This is a genomic window from Paenibacillus sp. EKM10P (assembly GCF_011800655.1).
Classification (GTDB): Bacteria; Bacillota; Bacilli; order Paenibacillales; family Paenibacillaceae; genus Paenibacillus; species Paenibacillus polymyxa.
Genome location: NZ_JAALET010000001.1, coordinates 692,012 through 711,702 on the forward strand (window position 1 = coordinate 692,012; position 19,691 = coordinate 711,702).

A 19,691-nucleotide genomic window follows, 5' to 3' on the forward strand; every position below is an offset into this window, starting at 1 on the left:
AAAGTAAAAAATGTAAAAAAAGAATGGAGAACCTTGGTTATGGAAGAAATTGCAGTGCTTATCGTAGACGATGAACAGGGACTGCGAGATATGCTGACAACGGTATTAAAAAAAGAAGGGTTTCTTCAGGTTAAGCATGCAGCCACGGGTCAAGAAGCGCTGCAAATCGTGATGGAATCTCGTATTGATGTGGTCGTGCTTGATGTTATGCTTCCTGATCGCGATGGGTTTGAGGTGTGTCGTCAGATGCGTCTATATACGGAAGCTCCTATTCTTTTTTTGACGGCAAGAGATACAGATTTGGACAAATTAATGGGATTTGGTATTGGTGGGGACGATTATATTACCAAACCGTTTAATCCGTTGGAAGTCGTTGCACGTATGAAAGCTCGAATGAAATATCGAAAAGTGACAACAGCGGACTTGAAGCCTGCCTTACGAACCTTAGATTATGGATATTTTTGTCTGGAGCTAGAATCAGGTGTATTGTATGTGCAAGACCAAGAGGTCGATTGTCCTGCACGTGAATGGCTGCTGCTGGTATTTTTGTGCAAGCATCCTAACCGTATATTCAGTGTGCGTCAGCTATACGAAGCAATATGGAGCGAGACCTTCCTTGGTGATGAAAAGACAGTAGTCATTCATATCTCCCGTTTGCGAAAAAAAATAGAACCTGATCCCAAGCACCCGCAATTTTTAGTTAATGTAAGAGGGCTAGGTTATAAAATGATATCAGTCAAGAGGGGGGAGCAAGAATGAACTCTCTCGTCAAGATGTCCTTTCGTTTTATAAAAGTAACATTATGTTTTGCTCTAGCCTATGTTCTTTGTTTTCTTATCTGTACTGTTATATATATTTTTATAAAAAGTACATTTGGTACATCTCATAATATGAATATTGATCTCTTCTGGATCGGACTTGGAATCGTGCAGAGCCTTGTGTTTATAGTTGTCTATGGATGGTATATAGGCAAACCCTTGGTGTATGTAATTAAATGGATTGGAAATATAGCAACAGGGGAATTCCAGGCACCGCTAAGTGAGCTAGAACTGCCAGAGCGCAAAAAAAATCAGAGAAATAATTATAAGCCTCCGTATCAATTGTATAAAGAAGTTTTTGAACAAATGAACATCTTATCTGCTCAATTGCGCAGTAATGAGGAAGAGAGAATAGAAATAGAAAAGCGAAAACAGCAGTGGGTAGCAGGCGTAAGCCATGATCTCAAAACACCATTATCCTATATTGAAGGATATGCAGCCATGCTGACTACTCAAGAGTATGATTGGTCCGATGAAGAAAAAAGAAGCTTTAGTATGGCTATCAGTGAGAAAGTAACGGAAATGAAGCAGTTAATTCAGGATTTGAATGCTTCTATGCAGCTCAAGGAGGGTGCCTTGCCGATCCAGCTGAAGAAGGAGGACATTGTGGAGTTTCTCCGCAATACAGTCATAGATATCGCTAACCATCCTTCGGCCGAGCAGTACGAATTTTCTTTTATGTCATTGGAGGCAGTATGTACCATGCCCTTCGATAGTAAATTATTAGGTAGAGCGCTGAAAAATTTTCTGATGAACGCAATCATTCATAATCCTTCAGGTACACATATTTCAATGGATGTAAATAAAGAGAGCGATAAGCTTCATATTTCGATCGAAGATGATGGAAAAGGAATGAATCCAACTGAATGTATACAGGTGTCTCATTCCAAAGAGCATGGCATATCTATTGCCAAAAGCTTTATTGAAGCTCATAACGGAACGCTTCATATTCTTCCGGGAAGTAAAAAGGGTACCAGGGTGGAAATTACTTTACCGCTAAATATGTAACTCTTTAACATCTGTGCCTTCACATTTTGGAGTCCGCTCGTTTTTTTGCCTGTTGTTTAGGAACTGTTTACCTGATGTTAACTTTCCTTCTGTAAACTGTATGTAACTAAAACTTCAGCATTAAAAGTCGAGAGGAGATCAGGAAATGTCTGAATATGTAATACATACACAGCAGCTAACCAGGCGTTTTGGAAAACGAGAATTTGTCAAACAAATAAATCTCCAGGTACCTGAGAAGCAAATTTACGGATTTTTGGGACCAAACGGGGCGGGAAAAACGACCACGATTCGTATGCTACTCGGGCTGATTAAATCCACATCCGGGGAGATTGAGATTTTTGGGAAAAAGCTCAAGGATCATCGCATGGAAATATTAAAGGATGTAGGTTCTCTGGTTGAATCACCTGCCTATTATGCCCATTTGTCTGCATATCGAAATTTGGAAATCGTTACAACAATGCGTGGGCTGCCGACCCGAAAAATTCATAAAGTGCTGGATTTGGTGAGATTAAGCAAAGATGCGTATCGACCGGTAAAAGGATACTCCTTGGGGATGAGGCAAAGGCTAGGAATTGCCATGGCGTTGATTGCTGATCCCAAATTGTTGATTCTTGATGAACCGACGAATGGTTTGGACCCGTCTGGTATCCAGGAAATTCGGGAGTTAATTATGAGCCTGCCTGATGCTTACGGAATGACGGTATTGGTTTCGAGCCATCTACTAAGTGAAATCGAACAGATCGCAACCTATGTAGGGATTATTAATCAAGGAGAAATGATTTTCCAGGGAACGATGAAAGAACTTACAGACAAAAGCAAGCCTCAATTATTCATTGAAACCCAAAATCCTGTTCAGGCTGCTGGAGCCCTGATGCAGCATGGATGGATTGCCGGAGCTGAATCCATGGAGCAAAAAGAGGTCATAACTCCTATTGTGGATCGGCAACAATCATCGGAGATGATCAAAGTGTTGGTAGAGCACAATCACCCCGTCTATCGGGTAAGGGAGAAGAAAAAAACATTGGAGGAAATATTCCTGGAGCTGACGGGTAAGGAGCGAAGTTTATGATACTCCAAGTTATCAAGGCGGAAGGATATAAGCTGAAAAAAATATGCTGGTGGCTTCCTCTAATACAGGGCTGTGTCCTTACAGGGATGACTGTCATGGAATGGTATCTCTACTTTCGTCAGGGGCCGGGAGGAGTCTATGCTGGTTTTGCGGTTATGTTTATGTTCATCTCGTTTGTGATGCTGCTTGGCGGTACACTTCTAGCAAGTATTATGGCGGGTACAGAGCATGATACCCAAACATGGAAGCAGCTTATGGCCATGCCGGTTCCCAGAAGCTACATCTACTTATCCAAATTGTTTTGGATTGTGATTCTGCAGTTTGGTACTGCCTTGATTACGATAGCAGGGATGAGTCTCATCTGGGTGCTGTATACAAACGAGCCCATTCCTTGGCGAGTTATGCTGCTGCAGCCGATTAACGCCAGCTTGGCTACTCTGCCTGTACTTGCAATTCAACTTTGGTTGTCTACGCTTTTTACTAATCAGGCATTCCCGTTAGCATTTGGCATATTTGGTTCTATTGCCAGCTTGTTTTTGGCACGAACCAGTATTCTTTGGATTAAATTATTACCTTGGTCGTATCCGGCTCTATCAAGTCCTCTAATTAAGGGATACGCAATGTGGGTGATCATTGCTTTATGTGCAGGGGTCATCTTCACAGGACTCGGTACTCTACAGTTTAGAAAGCATGAATTCAAATAGGAGGAGGAGAAGTATGGGATCCATTTTACGCGTGGAAGCGATGAAGCTTCAATGGGTCATGGTATGGATTCTCATTATATTAGATGCGGTTATCAATTCTTTAATGGGAGTCCTGGAACTGAACGATTTGAAGCAATTTTATGAGCCTAGCTGGTTAATGCTATACACCTATGCGGCGCAATTTCACTCGATGTTTTTTTATCCACTTTATTGTGGAATTATTGCTTCTCTTTTGTGCGCGTACGAACATCGAGACGGGGGATGGAAGATTTTATTGAGCAGTCCGTATCCCCGTCAGCGAATCTATTATGCAAAATATATATTGCTCATTCTGATACTGTTTCTTGATCAGCTTACATTCATAGTAGGCTATTTTGTAGGTGGGTATATAGCAGGTGCTCCAGGAACAATCCCTTGGATGCTCGTCCTTTCTACCGGATGGGGAGGGTGGTTCGGAATTCTACCATTGGCAGCCCTCCAGCTTATGCTCTCGGTAAAAATTCGCAATTTTGGAGCTTCACTAGGAATGGCTATTTGCTGTGTGGTGCCTAATATTGTTATGACAGGCTTTCACTCTTCCATAGGCGCATGGTTCCCTTTTACGATTCCTTATTATATCATGTTGCCGCAAACAGCGAGCTATGCTCCTAGAGTTGAGCCTTATAGTCTTGGTTTGATTGTACTTTTTACGTTTTTAGCCTATCTATTTGCTGGAAGAAAGATGTTTGTGAATAGAGATTGGCTGTAGCTAGGATAGCATGAGCATGTAATCCCAGGGCATCTCTTTGTTCTCAGAAACACTTAATAAAGCAGAAGCAATCCCGGCGACGCCTTCAAGCAGGCCTGCTTTTGTCAGCCAGGCCAAAGAGCTGTCTGCCCTTGGCTCGGGGTCCAGATATCCAAGTGGGCTATCGGCTTGAAAGCGATCTATCAGCTGACTGGTTAAGTGTTGAATAAGCGGGATAAACGCTGGTTCCTTACTGTGACACCACATTCGCCAGGAGATCGTAAGTAACCCGGCAAGACCATGACACAATGCAGAGGAGTCCATTTCCTGCTTAGTAACCTCATAGGTAATGGCACCGATACAGGCCTTCACAGCCATTTTTTGCAGTTCTTCATCATGAAGAGCCTTCCCGGCAAGATATAAGGAACAGGCAACGCCGGGAGTACCGTAACACCAGGCTTCTCTTGCTCGTTTTAAATCTAACTGTAAAGAGCCTGTTTCAGCTTCAAAAGGAACAATATGAGGCCAGTAGTAGCCGTATGTATCCTCATTTTTATACTTAAGCAGCCATTCTGTAATCGTTTCAATCGCTTGATATTGGCCTTTTACTTCAATTCCAGAACTGTAAGCTACAGATAGTAAGGCCAATGGTCCGGGAATGCCGTGTGCCATTCCGCAATTGAAATTACCCATAGCGTAATTGCTTTTATCACGATCCAAAAATTGGAACTTTTGCGGAGAGTACCAGCCTGGAACATAGCGGTTGTGAATTTTTATAGGATATGTGAGATCGGTTAAAAATTGAAGAATAGGCTCGACAAGAGGAGTACAACTAGGATCGGTTGAATTCATCACAATATATCTCCCAATCCCGGAGGCTCCTGAAATCGTATCAAAGGATTGCATGGGCATCCCTTCGTGCAGAGCTAATTGTGCTGTATTCAATTGCAGCCATTGTTCTGTCAGAGGAATCATCCATTCATGTATTTGCTGTAAAAAATGGCTGTAGTATTCGCCATGATTGGAGGCTTCTCTCACAGAAGAAGCGATGCCGGTCCAGCCGCTGTAAAGTGAGACATCATTCAGACCTTTTTTAGCAAGTGAAGCTTGAATGTGCTTCATATTCAAGTAGATTGCCTGATTCCAATCATACGTGGAATCTGAAGCACGACATTGAGATAGTAAAAAAATATTACCCGGATAACCGTGTGAAAGCGAAGTATCTCCCCATGGGTGATATTTTGTTTCGGGTGAAATATTTTGCTCTGCGTGGACTGCTTTGTAGACCGATTCAGGGTTACTCAGGCGCAAGGCGATTGTTGTACTGAAGTCTTTTGCCTGTAATTGCTCGCATGCTTCCATAACAAAATGGTCCGTTTTCATACGAATGCCCCTTTCATTTTTTCCTTCATTATATTGTTGCTCAAAGCTGGCGAGTTGTCCTTAAAAATTCTAAAAAGTAACGAGGGATTATCTTAATTGCATTCACTAAATTTAAGATGGATGTAAGAGTTTTATAAAGTCTAGTTAAGATTATATAAATTATAATAAAATTGTAAAAAATAAAAGGAGGTAGCAAAATGAAAAATCAATTTGATCTGGACTTGCAAGTTGCCAAAAATGAGGTTGCTCCTAAAGAGGTTCAACCAGCTAGCGGTCTTATCTGTACTCCTTCATGTGCAACAGGTACTTTGAATTGCCAAGTTAGTCTTTCTTTCTGCAAAACGTGTTAATAACGAGAAACAAGGTACAAAAGGCACGGTTTTATAACCGTGTCTTTTCCCGGTTATAAAATAGGGGGAGGAATTATGGTTGGAGATTTGCAGGAAAGGTCAGTTGAGATCAGCAAAAATATTACACAAAAACTGATAGACCTATCATATACAGAAAAAATAGTTCATCATAGAAACAACCTTTCACCTTCGCGTGGGACGGCCCCTTGGAATCCCGGCTGGCTTGCTGATGGAGTTCCAGGTGTATTCGTGCTGTTGGCCGAGTGGGGTTATCTGAAACCTGATCAGAATTGGGCAGAACATGTGCATACACAGTTGTTGTATTTACATCGCAATTCTTTAATATTACTACCCGATATATCTCTGTACTATGGTTCTACAGGTGTAGCATATGGAATATTGCTTGCCTCAAATAACAGAGCTAATTATCAGCAACTGTTAAATCAAATAAATGATTATATTCGTACTCAATGGGTAAAGTCACCCGTTATAAATACAATTACAGAGTTCAGCAAGCAGATGGACGTTATCCACGGCCTGCTCGGAGTGGGCAGATACACATTAGAGATTCCTGAAGACGACGAGAAGATGTGCAATCTGACCCATCAACTATTAGATACTATAACGCACTTTATACCTGAATATATACATTCGGTATCAAGGGGAAGTTCGACTTCGATTCATCTAGGAATGGCGCATGGCATCACCGGAATCCTTGCACTACTTGTCACTGCCCTACAAAAAAAGATTAGAGTTAAAGGATTACATGAGGCTATAGAATATATAGCCGATTTTTTGCTTATTCAAATTCAGGAGGATCAATATGGTTTGTATTGGCCTGTAAGCTCTCAAGCGACTTCAATGAACAAGACAGATAACAAAGAAGGAATGAGAGAAATTGAAGGCTGGTGCCATGGAACCTGTGGGATAGCATGGACTTTATTCAGAGCAGGAATGGAGTGTAGCAATGAAGAATGGACAAAGATAGCTGAACAAGCTATGAAATCCGTATTTTGCTTGGATGATGAGCTTTTAAACGCGCTATCCCCCACTTTCTGTCATGGATTGGCGGGTTTGCTTCATATGGCTCATAGATTCTATTACTTCACTGGTAATCAAGCTGCATTAGGCTTTGCCGACCAAATAGCATTAAAGTTGATGAATCTATACGATGAAGAGCTCCCATTTGGTTATCAGGACTTGGAGGGGACAACTCATGTTCATAATATAGGAATACTGCAAGGGGCAACAGGAATTGCATTAAGCTTGTTGGACTATGGAGTAGGGAAGGAACAACCTAAATATTCAGGGAGATGGAGTGAATTGTTTCTAATTTCGTAAAAGCTCTGTCTTAACTGCTTATTTGAAGCCGTGTTTTTGGGGAGGATTAGATGAAACAAAAATTTATGGTTATATCATCCTTTAAGAAGATTAAGCATTTTTTTGAGACTTTAAGCACTCCAGAAAACATTCAAATTATGTTTTATGATTCGCTTTACCAGGCTCTACCGGATATTGATGAGCAGTGCATCGGTGTAGCTTTGAATCAGGATCATGTAACGCTAGAGGATTTATCTCACTGGCACACCATTAAAGAAAAATTTACAGTCCCATTTATCTTCCTATCCTATCATTGTGATGACAAACGGCAATTGGATCTCCTCAAACAACTGCTTTCCATGGCTTCATCTGAATATGGGTTGGAAAGAGATCAGGAGGCAATTAGTTTATCACCCAATGTCATTTTTGATCCTGCTGGTAAGGTTATTTGGAAGCAAGGACATGAGCATATGCTGACGATGATGGAATTTCGATTATTGATGTATCTCCTTACAGCGAAAGAGTGTGCATCCACGATTGATCACATTATAGACAGAGTATGGGGAGTTGATGCTTTTACTACATCTAATACGGTGTATGTGCATATCCGAAAATTGAGAGAGAAAATAGAAGATGATCCAAGTCATCCGAAAATACTGGTAACATGCCATGGAATCGGTTACAGGTTGAATATATTTCCTAAAAACTTGGAGGTGGCCAGTTGTGAAGAGACAACTGCATTACACTGATGCTCATAACCTACATAGAGAACCGAGAGATAAGAATGAACGATGGTTCAGCGCATGTGATTATTTTCTAATCAGAGCCCCATTACTACCGTTAGAGCAATATTTTGAGGTGTTTTCGGATCAAGATGTAGATAGCCATCTTTCTTTGGAGGAAATCACTCGTCGACTAAAGCTTGTTTCCCGTGAAGCTGTAATTCGAGAAGCTATTTCATTGGCCTCTCCGTCCCTTATGCAGTTTCTACACTACTTGAACGATGACGATGCTTTGGAAGATAAAGGAGAGTTACAAAAGTATGAGAAGACGCTGAATAGCTTTTATCGTTATTTTATTCGGATGACTACCCGAACGACTCCATTTGGATTATTTTCAGGGGTGGGGCAAGGGATTTGTAAGGATACTACCCATTTGGACATAGGTACCTATCATCAACATTTGAAGAGAGCCAGACCTGACATGGAATGGATATATAAGATTGTCCGAAAAATGGAGTCTGACCCAGTCATATTTGATCAATTAAAGGTTTTCTTAAACCGAACGGTTATGATCAAGGGCGATCGCGCCAAATTACCATTTCGGCCTAAGCATGGAGCGGCAGAAACCGATGATTCGGCCGAAATGTTTAGTTCCATTCGGCTTACGGACGTCGTTCGCCTGACGTTTGAAGCTGCTGAGCATCCGATTCAGGTGATGGAGCTTAAAGAATTACTATTGGAGGCATTTCCTGACGCTACTACGGAAATTATCGCTCATTTTTTGCAGCAGCTTGTAGAGCAAGAGTTTATTTTGAGCGAGCTTAGACCTCCACTGATGGATCACTCACCTTTTCATTACATATTTGAAAAAATTAAAAAAATGGACATGTCTGATTATTGGACTGACATTTTACACGAAATTGATATTTTATTACGACAATACAATCAGTGCATGATTGGAGAAGGAGAGAAGGCCTACCGGGAACTATGTGGAAAAATGCTAGATATCATTGCTGTAAAAACGCCTGTACAGGTCGATGTCAAATTAGCTCAAGAAGTAACGCTGCCGAGACATGTGCTCGATGATGTTGCATTAGGAGCTGAAGTCATGTGCAGGTTGTTTTCATCCCCAAAAACGGATGAACTGGACGAATATTTAAATCGTTTTTTGGAAAAGTACGGAGTGTACCAGGAGGTCCCTATCAATGAACTGTTTGATGAGGATTGGGGACTTGGTATACCAAAGACGTATCGTACCAATGAGAAAAAATCAATGGGCATGGAAGCATTTAAACGCAACGCAGTTCTCTTTCAATGGCTTTCGAATGCCATTGCCAACCATGACATAGAAATCGTTCTTTCAGATGAGCAGTTGGAGCAGCTGACGATATCCGATAATGATGACACTTCCCCGGAATCTATGGAGGTATACTACAGTATATTTGCCGAATCACCTGAAAAAGTTGATTTAGGAGACTATAAGCTTTTACTTGGGCCCAGCGCCGGTTCTAATCGGGCTGGTAAAACTTTTGGACGTTTTCTGGATATGTTTAGTGAAGAGTATGTTCAGAAATTCTCTGATATTTATGATCATCACCGATGCTTTCATCCCGACGCCTTGTTGGCAGAGATGGTTTTTATGCCTGACCAGGGAAAAATATCGAATATATCACTGAGCAAAAATTTTATGGAATATGAAATCGTGTCCGGAACGACCTCTTCTAAAGATGAGGAGCAGACACTACACATGGATGATTTATTGATAGGTGCAACTCACGACCGTTTCTATGTCAAGTCCAGGCGTTTGGGTAAAGAAATCATCCCCCTGCAAACCCATATGCTTAATTACAAGCTTTCACCGCATATATTCAGATTCTTGACCGATATCACCAACAAAGAGCTTGGCACATGGTCATACTTTGACTGGGGGCCACTAGAGCAGTCTCCTTTTTTGCCAAGACTTGTATATGGAAAAATTGTTATTAGTGCTGCGCAGTGGAGGCTTGGCAAGGCTGCATTGAATATTTCAGATTTAACTGAGCCTCAAGCAAGGGAGGAGCTTTTTCATACTTGGAGAGAACAGTGGAATGTGCCACGCTATGTTTATTTAACGATGGGAGATAACCGACTGTTATTGGACCTGTGCAATCTCTTCCATATCAAAGAATTGCTTCGTGAGATGAGCAAGATGAGGGAAGGACAGGAACTGCTTCTTACCGAGTGTTTGGGCGATCCATTCCATACCCCGCTACATGGGACCGCTGGAAGATATATGGGGGAATTTGTGTTTCCGCTCAAGAAGAAAAAAATAAAGGGGAAGCCGAGTATTCCAAGTTTACCCCACAAGATGGATTCTCAAAAATTCATGGCTTATACCCCTTCGGGCATTCATAGAGGGTTCCTTCCAGGAGGTGAATGGCTGTACCTTAAATTGTATGGAGTCAAGGAAAGGGAAACGGATCTTATTTCCTTAAGCTTGGATCAACTCCGAAATAACCCGGAATTTGAGGATTGGAGTAAAAAATCTTATTTTTTGCGGTACGTTGATCCTGAGCATCATATTCGTCTGCGGTTTCAAGGGGAGCCAGGTCAACTATGGAGTGCTGGCTTGGCGCAATTAAATCAGTGGGCAGGTGAGCTGCGTGAAGAGGGACTTATCACCCATATGGTACTGGATACATACCTTCCTGAGTTGGAGAGGTATGGAGGGCAGACACTTATGGACCTGGCAGAACAGGTTTTTGACGTGGATAGCCGATGGGTTATCGCCTATATGGCAGGAATTCGTTCCAAAGCTTTCAATCTGGACATAGAGATTGCAGCTGTGATTAACATTATTCACTATTTAAGCAGCTTTGGTTTAACGATTCAGGAGCAAGTGGACTGGCTAGAAGGTAGAATTGACAGCAAGCCTTATATGAAGGCGTTCAGGGATGTTAAAAAAGCATTGATTACCGCTGTAGAATCGGAATATGAATGGATTAGACAAGCGGATACGGCTACACAGGTCGCTTTGTTGGCACTTGTAGAAAAAAGACAGGCCATGATTCAACAGTATGCTCAAGCGATAACCCTGGCTGACAACAATCATGAGCTTACGAATCATGCTAATGATATTTTAGGCAGTATCATTCATATGCACCTGAATCGTCTGCTGGGTGTAAATCGGGAACGGGAAATGAAATGTATGGCTTTGGCAAAGCATACAGCGGCCAACCTGTTGCATCGGAAAGGAGTGCGCCATGTCACAGTCTAAAGGACAAACCAATGACCTGGTTTCCTTGTCCTACCAAAATATATTTCGTACCTTTTTATTTTGGCCTCGTATATTCAGGCTGCTTTGGGACACACACCCTACTTTTTTGATCGCTATACTTATTACAAATTTGTTGAAGGGTGCCGTTCCTGCTGTGATCCTTTTAGCAACGAGGGAATTAATTAATAGTGTTGTGGCAGGAGCGTCAGGAGGAAGCTTTCAGCCTGTTTTTATAGCTTTTGGTGTTCTAATAGGTGTCAATTTGCTGTACGATCTGATCAATATTGGGGAAAGCTTTTTTCGTAAAATGTTTCAAAGCCGGCTATCAAACCAGGTAAATATCAGAATTATTGAAAAAGCACAAAAGATGTCTCTGCAGTCGTTTGAGGATGCAGATGTGCAAAATATGCTTCAACGTGCTCAGGGAGAAGCAGATTACAGACCATTTGAAATATTTACTCAGATCCTCGCCATTATGAGCAGTGTGGTAACCTTATTTTCGACGGGTGCTATTCTTATTGCGTGGAGATGGTGGGCATTTTTATTCATTTTTCTCATTCCATGTTTGTCATTCTATTCCTTTTTACGCATTGGGCAAAGAGAATTTAATGTTCACTTTCAAAGAGCAGGAAGACAACGCGAATCCTGGTACTTGTCTTTTTTGGTGACGAGAGATAATAGTTTTAAAGAAGTGAAAATATTTCAATTAGGAGATTACCTGCGAAAAAGATATAAAATGATACTCGAAGGGTTTTATCGTGAGGATAAAGTGCTAGCGGTTCGTAGATCCTATACTTCTCTTGCATTTCAGATTGTGAATCAGGGTGCATGCGCATTTATTATTTTCATGGCCATACAAGCCACTTATGTTGGTCAAATTTTAGTGGGGAACCTGGTGAGCTTAATTCAAGGTATCACGTTAACCCAGTCAACGTCGCAGAGCATTGTACAAGGTATTTTAAGTCTGTGTCAAAATAATTTGTATATTAAGCAGCTTTTTGACTTTCTGGATATGCCGGAGGAAACGAAAATGCAAAAGTCAGTTCAACACTTGCCTTTGTCCGCTATACACAGTATTGAATTTCGGAATGTATCGTTTAGATATCCTAACACGGAGGAGAATGCCATTTCTAATGTTAGCTTTACTCTTCATCAAGGAGAGAAGCTAGCCATTGTAGGGAGAAATGGATCGGGTAAATCAACAATTGTGAAGTTACTCACTCATCTGTATTCTGATTTTGAAGGAGAAATCTTAATTAATGGACACTTAATACACGAATTGGATAAAGACAGCTTTAGGGGAAAGATAGGCGTCGTTTTTCAGGACTTTGTACATTATGAGATGTCTGTTAGGGATAATATAGGCTTTGGTCATGTGGCTTCCAGAGAAAATGATGAGGCCATTTGGGCAGCTATTGATAAGGCAGGCATTGTAGATTTGATAGCTGGTCTGCCAGAAAAACTGAACACTCTGCTTGGAAAATGGTTTGAAGATGGACAACAGCTATCTGGAGGGCAGTGGCAGCGCATAGCAATAGCTAGGGCTTTTATGAGAAATGCTGATATCTATGTGTTGGATGAGCCGAGTTCTTTTTTAGACCCACACGCAGAGAAGGAAGTTTTTCAAAAATTTGATCAGCTTGTTCACGAGAGAATAGGAGTATTTATTTCACACAGATTGTCCTCCGCACGTATGGCGGATACCATTATTTTAATGAAGGAGGGCAGAATTGTGGAAGCGGGCAGTCATAAACACTTAATGGATATGGACGGAGTATACGCTGAAATGTTCAGGCTACAAGCATCTTCGTATCTTTCACAAGGAGAAAGTGAACTTGAGCAAGAGATGCTGTCACCTCCGTTGGTAAAGGCGACAGGCGGATCGTAAGAAAGGACAAATCCCCTCCTATTTTAGGAGGGGATTTTCTATCCTAACCACAAAACTCGAACTACAGCCATACTCACAATACCCACAACCACAGTAGCCAGCAAATTTTTGCTCCACAAAGCGGTCACCAGCGTAGGAAGGACCGCTATAAGCACTTGCCCATTAAGAGTGACCGAGGTTTCAGTTCGTACGAGCATATTTTCCATGACCAGTGCCGTGAAGATGCAAATGGGGATGTAGGACAGCCACTGTAACACAGGTTTGGGCAACGTCAGTTTTTGCAGCACGACGAAGGGGATGATTCTCGGAATTGCCGTGACAATCATGCCGCCGATAATGATATACAGGACATTGGGACTAATATTCATTTGTCAGTTAACACTCCAATCGTTGCGGTGATCATGGTCGCTACAATGACTGCGATATGTGATGGCACCCACCAGGATAAAAGGTACATTAGAACGGCCATACATAGCACAAGTAGCAGGCGATGCTTGAGTTTGGAGGTCTGGACACTTTGGAGCTGGGAAATGAGTAGGGCCAGAAACATTGCAGGTAAGGCAAAGTCTAGACCAAATGCTTCCGGCTGGGAAATCCAATTCCCTAGCACTCCACCAGCCACACAGGAAGCAATCCAAGCGAGATAAGCTGTAATATTAAGTCCGTTCATCCAGCGGTCACTGACCTGCCCGCCTTTAGCCAATTTATCCGACGCTACCCCAAAGGATTCATCCGTCAAAAGGATACCGATGCCTATGTTTTTCCACAGTGAGTATTTAGAAAAGTAAGGAGCCAATGACGCACTTAAAAGCAGATGGCGAGCATTCACAATAAATGTCGTTAAAATAATGACAGACGGAGGACTGGCTGCCGCCAGCATCGAGCACATAATAAACTGGGAGGCGCCTGCGTATACAAGCGCTGACATCAGACCAATTTCCATGGTGCTAACCCCTGATGAAGCGCCCACAATGCCAGCTGCGAATCCAATACATACATAACCAAGCAGTGTAGGAATACAATCTTTAACCCCTTGTAAAACGCTCAGTGAATCGGGCTTCGTTCCGCTCAATTCCGAAGCTATGGACATGTTAACCTTACCCCCAGTGTATAAATTTTATAATAGTATATAACGGAAATTGTGAAGTATCAATATATTATACAATTGTATGTTATATTGAATAATCCCTATAGCGAACAAGTAGTTCGTAAAAAAAGGGCGCCCCAGTCAGTTCATGACTTATGGGACAACCCTAAGGTGGTGGCTTATATAAGCTCTTGCCGTTTTTTCAGATATCCGTAGAGAATCATTCCCGAGACCGCGCAGATGGCTGCACATAGACCAATAACTCCATATCCCGCCTGAAGCCCACGCAGTATGCCAAGCTCAGTGGTTGCGCCGTAGACTATCTTGACCCCTTCGATTACCCAGCCGATCACATAGTTGCCAATGACACTACCTATGCCCATCAGTGTGACGACGAACGTAATAGCTGTATCACTGTCTTTCGGATATCTCCGTGCTATGAACGCCATCACGGTCGGATAGATCATTGCAATGCCGGCACCCGATGCGGCAAAGAGAAACGCCAGTCTCTCCCCACCCGCGATTGCTGCAAACGTACATATCGCTGAGAAGGCGGAGAATAGAATCGTCGAAAGTACAAACCCCATCCGGTCTGTGAGCGGACCAAGCAATAGGCGCCCCAACGAAAAGGTAAGAAAAAACGCTGAGAGCATGCTGGACGCCTTCACCGTGCTCCATGAATACGCTTTCTCTAAAAAGTTGACTAGCCAGCCCCCAACTGCGAGCTCAGAGACTACTCCAAACGACAGGATCATTACCATCATCCAGAGTGCCGGATCGCGGGTTAGGGTCTTGAGTGAGGTCCGTTCCTCATGCTGCAGATCGTCTCCCGGGAAGGTGCTGAGCAGCGCGGCCACAATCGGCAGCAGGCAGAGCGACAACATAGCCAGATACATTCCCCGCCAGTCCAGCGTATGCCCAAATACCGTCAGTGACATGACTCCCGTCGCCAGCAAAGGGGCGACTGTTGAGCTAAGCCCATAGAAAAAGTGAGACAAATTCATCATCGTGCCGGTATTTTTCACAAAAATCCTCGCCCCCAAAATTGCGAGTGCAATCTCCAGCATGCCGTTCCCGATATACATCAAGAAGTAGGAGGAAGCGAAGAACGGATACGTGTGCGACAGGTAGATGAACACTCCCGAGATGATCATGGAAGCAAAAGAAATGATGCTGACCGCCTTGATTCCCCACTTACGGACAAGGACAGCGGTGAACGAGCAGGCAATCAAATAACCAAGTGCGTTTAGAGACAACAATGTTCCGAGCTGCTGTTCATCCAGATTGAAGTCGAATTGAATGCGTGGAATGGCAGGACCTTTTATATTCTCCGAGATACCAAATACAATAAAGCCAATAAAAATTGTCGCCAGCTGCATCATGTACATGTGGCGGGACTTGCGGGTTTGCGGATTCAAATTTAGTCCCTCCTAGATAGTCAACGTTGATTTTCTCGCCTGTTGGGTGTTCAGGGATGGAAAAGTCACAGGATAGCGGCCTCCTTCAGGATATTACAATAGTTTTGAAAAACGTTTTAGTAAGTGAAGTTTAAGGACATTTATAGTTAATGTCAACAGTAAATTATAGCTACAGCGGACACTTTTGTGTATTCTTCATATATAGACTTTGGGATACGAGGAGGTATAATTCGGTGGATTCAATGCAATATATTATTGGTTCTAATTTGGCTCAAATTAGGAAAACTAGAGGACTTAGTTTGGATAAGGTGGCTGAACTGACAGGGGTTAGCAAAGGGATGCTGGCTCAAATTGAGAAGGGGAAATCTAATCCTACGGTAACCACACTTTGGAAGATTGCGAACGGCTTGCACGTATCCTTTTCGACCTTTCTTAAAGAAGACCCGCCGCAAATCACGAAGATTCGTAGAGCAGATCTGCATCCAGTTATTGATGAGGACGGTAACTATTTTGTTTACCCTGTCTTCCCGTATCACTCGGAAAAGAAGTTCGAGGTATTCACGGTAAGTCTGAAGCCAGGCTTTACACACAAGGCAGAAGAGCATCTGGGAGAGGAAACGATCCTCATGATCCGTGGGGAAATGTACTTTGAAATGCAGGGGCAACAGCTCCGATTGAGTGCAGGGGACGCCGTACAATTTCAAGGATCTGATATCCATACCTATCGTAATGATTCGGATGAGGATGCCGATTTTTATGTATTGATTTATTATGCGGATTAGTGGGATGATTAATATAGTCTACAACAGACTTCCACACAGGATTCTGCAAAATCCTGAGATATAAAAAGAGAGCAACGAGGAAAAGAGAGGAAAGAACCCATGGAAAGCAAGTACATCCGAGAAACCTACTGCTTTAAGACGTCCCGAGTATTTCCCAACGATATCAACAATCATAACACGCTCTTTGGAGGCCGATTGATGTCATATATCGACGATATCGCATCTATTGCTGCCGCCAAGCTGTGCCGTACGAACACAGTAACAGCCTCGACGGATTCGGTAGATTTTTTGCTGCCTATCCACCCGAGCGATTCTGTCACGCTGGAAGCGTTCGTAACTTGGACAGGCCGCAGCTCGATGGAGGTGTTCGTAAAAGTGATTCGCGAGGGATTGATGACTGGTGATCGCAAAATTGCAGCTACCGCCTTCCTGACCTTTGTGGCATTGGACGAGAACAATCGTAAAGTGACCGTCCCACAGGTGATTCCGGAAACAGAGGAGCAAATACAATTACACCAGACGGCTCCATCGCGCGCAGCCATACGGCGTCAGCGGAGGGAAGAAAGCAAGCAGCTGGCTAGTTTTCTGACGACAGATTTTCCGTGGGAAGTGTAGTGTACTAGACATCCCCATTTTTACCGTTTTAGCATAAAAAGGAGCCGTTTTCCGTTAGAGATCACTACGATCTGTTCGGATGACGGCTCCTTTTGATAAGGATCTGAGCTATTCCACTTTGACTACACGGAAATGCTGGTTCGTCCCGCCATTATCGCCCCATTGAATGGCTTTAGCCCCATCGGTGGTGGCACCTTCGGAAATGTCGATTAGCTTGCCCGTTGCCCGATTTTTCAGCTTGTAATAGCCCCCGGTTACGGATACGAGCTGCCAATGCTGGCTGGACCAGCCTCCATCATTCCACTGTTCGATCACTGCGCCGTCCGCTGTAGCACCGCTTTCAACACCAATCAGCTTCCCGCTGTTCCGATTCACAATTTTATAGTATCCGCCGCCTGCATCCTTAAGCTGCCATTGCTGGCTTGGTGCTCCGGAATTCGCACGCTGCTCTAGATCTGCTCCGTCTATCGTCGCATTGCCAATGATGCCTAGCGGCTTGTTGCTCTTGCGACTTACCAGCTGATAATAAGCATCCGGGTCGATGACCATCGGCGTAGTTACGCCCTCCACCACACCACTGGCGGTATCAATATTAATGCTGTCGAACCAATCCATAGCTAATGAGGTCGCGGTTGGAAAACGCAGCGGCAGCCATACATATTGAGAATCCTGCACAGGACCACCCCACGCCCCAGCCCAACGGTCGCCCAAATACAGATACGAGGTCGTCTGCGTACCTTCAACAGGAATGACGTAGGCCGACTGTGAACCATAGGTTGTACTATCCCCGAAATTCATCGTATTGCTCCAAGTTCCCTCAATGCTGGATGCGGTAGCATACTTGGCCTGATTGGGATTCCAGCCGGTTGCCCCGGATGTAATCAGGAAGTAGACGTCTCCTTTTTTGAACATCGCTGGAGCTTCACGATATTGTCCTGGCCAAAGTGTAGTCACCAGCGATTCAACTTGAAGGAAATCCGGTGTCAGACGATAAATGTTCAGATCCGCGTTTACACGGGTAGCCGAAATCAGGTATGCAGTACCGTTATCGTTGTATACGGTCATATCGCGCGAATCATAATCCAGCGGACGGAAGCTGCCCTGATACGTATAATCTCCGTCTACAGTATCGGATGAGGCAACTGCCACTCGGGCTTCGTTGTAATTAATCCCGTTTTCCTTGTGCATCCATAATACGTATTTGCGTGTTTTTCCGTTATAAATCACTTTCGGACGTTCAATATTCGATACATTCAGCTCTGCGGCCGAACTGCTGGTCAGCACGTTTTTACGAAACTCCCAACTTTTTAAATCAGAGGAACGATAGGCGGAGACCGCCTTGAATGTTCCATTCGGATTACGATTTTCACCAAACCAATAATAATAACCGTCCACTTTAATCATCCCGCCCCCATGGGCATGGACCACGTTTCCATCTGTATCTTTAAACTGAATGCCATTTACTACATTCGCTGAAGCAGCTGAAGCAATCTTAGGTGAGAACATCTGAAAAATGCTTAACGAAAGCAAAATAGTGAGCATAATACACAGCAAGCGGGCAAAATCATATTTCATTGTTTCGTCCTCCTCTGTATGGTTATTTTAAAGCGCTTTCATTAATAGGGTCTATGAAGTAGTTTTGATAGAGCTACTTATCCCAATTGTATCCATATTGAATTGAAAGTGCTAGAGTAGTATATTGACCATGTATATGGCAAGCGTCATCCCAATTTAACAGACTTTAATCAACTGGTGAGTGTTACAAACTGGCTAATATCCATTAGGTATACAGGAGGCGACCATGGAAATATACGCGATTGATACAAGTAAGCCGGAGGCTGAGCGACATTATGAATTACTGGTAAATCAGGTTACACTGGAAAAACAGCACAAGTTGGATCGTTTTTTACATCGAGAAGACGCTTTGAGGGGGTTATACGCCGATGTGCTGTTAAGGTGGTTGGTTTGTCGGCAATTAAAAATACCAAATGCCAGCCTTCAGTTTACATACAATGCTTTTGGCAAGCCCTCCTTGTTGAATGCGCCGGCATTCCATTTTAATGTTTCCCATTCGGGAAAATGGGTAGTATGCGCCATTGATGATCACCCGCTTGGTATTGACATTGAACAGCTCCGTCCTATTGATTTTGAGGTAGGCAGGGTATGCTTTTCAGACACAGAGTACGATGCATTAATGCAGCAGGATGCAGAGAGTCGTTTATCCTATTTTTACGATCTTTGGACGCTCAAGGAAAGTTTTGTGAAGGCCGAAGGGCAGGGGCTGACGCTGCCGTTAAAGTCTTTTTCATTCGAGTTGGAAGCACGACCGTCTATAGGTTTCACGACAGAGGGCTTTACTACGGAGTATTGTCATTTTAAGCAGTATGAGCTAGACCCAGATTATAAAATGGCTGTCTGTGCAGCTCATGATCACTTTGCGCAGGAGGTACAGCAGGTAGATATAAATACACTACGTTTGGAAGTGGCAACCTTGGCGTAATATGCAGCAGATCAAGCATATAGTTGGAGAAAAGGAGATGAGTG

18 protein-coding genes are annotated in these 19,691 nt (G+C 43.2%); 13 read left to right on the plus strand and 5 right to left on the minus strand.

Features of this window, described 5'->3' with window-relative positions; genetic code table 11:
* Positions 1 to 39: 39 nt before the first annotated feature.
* The 5 genes from HFE01_RS03120 (at position 40) to HFE01_RS03140 (ending at position 4,347) form a co-directional block, all read left to right on the plus strand.
* Entirely contained in the window at positions 40 to 759 is a 720-nt protein-coding gene (locus HFE01_RS03120; RefSeq protein WP_167438196.1) for a response regulator transcription factor, read from the plus strand.
* Positions 760 to 890: 131 nt separating this feature from the next.
* Positions 891 to 1,826, plus strand: a complete 936-nt coding sequence (locus HFE01_RS03125) for a sensor histidine kinase (RefSeq protein ID WP_226888706.1) — start codon at positions 891 to 893, stop codon at positions 1,824 to 1,826.
* A 145-nt stretch (positions 1,827 to 1,971) separates the two neighbouring features.
* On the plus strand, positions 1,972 to 2,895 hold the full coding sequence (locus tag HFE01_RS03130; RefSeq protein WP_017426675.1) for an ABC transporter ATP-binding protein: 924 nt from the start codon (positions 1,972 to 1,974) through the stop codon (positions 2,893 to 2,895).
* A complete protein-coding gene (locus HFE01_RS03135) occupies positions 2,892 to 3,599 on the plus strand; it encodes an ABC transporter permease (protein ID WP_167438195.1) in 708 nt (235 codons plus the stop codon). Before HFE01_RS03130 ends, HFE01_RS03135 begins: the two co-directional genes overlap by 4 nt.
* A gap of 13 nt (positions 3,600 to 3,612) precedes the next feature.
* On the plus strand, positions 3,613 to 4,347 hold the full coding sequence (locus tag HFE01_RS03140) for an ABC transporter permease (protein ID WP_102997737.1): 735 nt from the start codon (positions 3,613 to 3,615) through the stop codon (positions 4,345 to 4,347).
* Here the strand turns inward: HFE01_RS03140 and HFE01_RS03145 are convergent, their stop codons facing one another.
* The gene (locus HFE01_RS03145) at positions 4,348 to 5,709 is read right to left on the minus strand and encodes a lanthionine synthetase C family protein (protein ID WP_019686785.1); all 1,362 of its coding nucleotides are present in this window, start codon (positions 5,707 to 5,709) and stop codon (positions 4,348 to 4,350) included.
* A 197-nt stretch (positions 5,710 to 5,906) separates the two neighbouring features.
* Here HFE01_RS03145 and HFE01_RS03150 point away from each other — a divergent pair, with 197 nt between their 5' ends.
* The 5 genes from HFE01_RS03150 (at position 5,907) to HFE01_RS03170 (ending at position 13,245) form a co-directional block, all read left to right on the plus strand.
* Positions 5,907 to 6,059 carry an FDLD family class I lanthipeptide gene (locus HFE01_RS03150; RefSeq protein WP_016820476.1) on the plus strand — a complete coding sequence of 51 codons (153 nt, stop codon included), beginning with the start codon at positions 5,907 to 5,909 and terminating at the stop codon, positions 6,057 to 6,059.
* A 75-nt stretch (positions 6,060 to 6,134) separates the two neighbouring features.
* Entirely contained in the window at positions 6,135 to 7,400 is a 1,266-nt protein-coding gene (locus HFE01_RS03155) for a lanthionine synthetase C family protein (RefSeq protein WP_016820475.1), read from the plus strand.
* A gap of 50 nt (positions 7,401 to 7,450) precedes the next feature.
* Complete coding sequence (locus tag HFE01_RS03160; protein ID WP_016820474.1) at positions 7,451 to 8,128, plus strand: winged helix-turn-helix domain-containing protein; 678 nt, start codon at positions 7,451 to 7,453, stop codon at positions 8,126 to 8,128.
* A complete protein-coding gene (locus HFE01_RS03165; protein WP_107733910.1) occupies positions 8,103 to 11,357 on the plus strand; it encodes a lantibiotic dehydratase in 3,255 nt (1,084 codons plus the stop codon). Before HFE01_RS03160 ends, HFE01_RS03165 begins: the two co-directional genes overlap by 26 nt.
* Positions 11,358 to 11,463: 106 nt before the next feature.
* The gene (locus HFE01_RS03170; RefSeq protein WP_243208122.1) at positions 11,464 to 13,245 is read left to right on the plus strand and encodes an ABC transporter ATP-binding protein; all 1,782 of its coding nucleotides are present in this window, start codon (positions 11,464 to 11,466) and stop codon (positions 13,243 to 13,245) included.
* Between the two features lie 38 nt (positions 13,246 to 13,283).
* On the opposite strand, the gene HFE01_RS03175 is transcribed toward HFE01_RS03170, so the two are convergent.
* The 3 genes from HFE01_RS03175 to HFE01_RS03185 all read right to left on the minus strand — a co-directional run bounded on the left by HFE01_RS03175 (position 13,284) and on the right by HFE01_RS03185 (position 15,750).
* Positions 13,284 to 13,613: an AzlD domain-containing protein gene (locus tag HFE01_RS03175; RefSeq protein WP_025364478.1), complete on the minus strand. Its 330-nt coding sequence runs from the start codon at positions 13,611 to 13,613 to the stop codon at positions 13,284 to 13,286.
* A complete protein-coding gene (locus HFE01_RS03180) occupies positions 13,610 to 14,335 on the minus strand; it encodes an AzlC family ABC transporter permease (RefSeq protein ID WP_016820470.1) in 726 nt (241 codons plus the stop codon). Before HFE01_RS03180 ends, HFE01_RS03175 begins: the two co-directional genes overlap by 4 nt.
* A gap of 176 nt (positions 14,336 to 14,511) precedes the next feature.
* Entirely contained in the window at positions 14,512 to 15,750 is a 1,239-nt protein-coding gene (locus HFE01_RS03185) for an MFS transporter (protein ID WP_017426681.1), read from the minus strand.
* Positions 15,751 to 15,983: 233 nt separating this feature from the next.
* Here HFE01_RS03185 and HFE01_RS03190 point away from each other — a divergent pair, with 233 nt between their 5' ends.
* Positions 15,984 to 16,532, plus strand: coding sequence for a helix-turn-helix domain-containing protein (locus HFE01_RS03190; protein WP_016820468.1), 549 nt, complete (start codon positions 15,984 to 15,986; stop codon positions 16,530 to 16,532).
* A gap of 99 nt (positions 16,533 to 16,631) precedes the next feature.
* On the plus strand, positions 16,632 to 17,147 hold the full coding sequence (locus tag HFE01_RS03195; protein WP_014599583.1) for an acyl-CoA thioesterase: 516 nt from the start codon (positions 16,632 to 16,634) through the stop codon (positions 17,145 to 17,147).
* Positions 17,148 to 17,255: 108 nt separating this feature from the next.
* Here the strand turns inward: HFE01_RS03195 and HFE01_RS03200 are convergent, their stop codons facing one another.
* Positions 17,256 to 18,722, minus strand: a complete 1,467-nt coding sequence (locus HFE01_RS03200) for an RICIN domain-containing protein (RefSeq protein WP_167438193.1) — start codon at positions 18,720 to 18,722, stop codon at positions 17,256 to 17,258.
* A gap of 226 nt (positions 18,723 to 18,948) precedes the next feature.
* On the opposite strand from HFE01_RS03200, the gene HFE01_RS03205 reads away from it, so the two are divergent.
* Complete coding sequence (locus tag HFE01_RS03205) at positions 18,949 to 19,647, plus strand: 4'-phosphopantetheinyl transferase family protein (RefSeq protein WP_167438192.1); 699 nt, start codon at positions 18,949 to 18,951, stop codon at positions 19,645 to 19,647.
* Positions 19,648 to 19,691 lie beyond the last annotated feature (44 nt).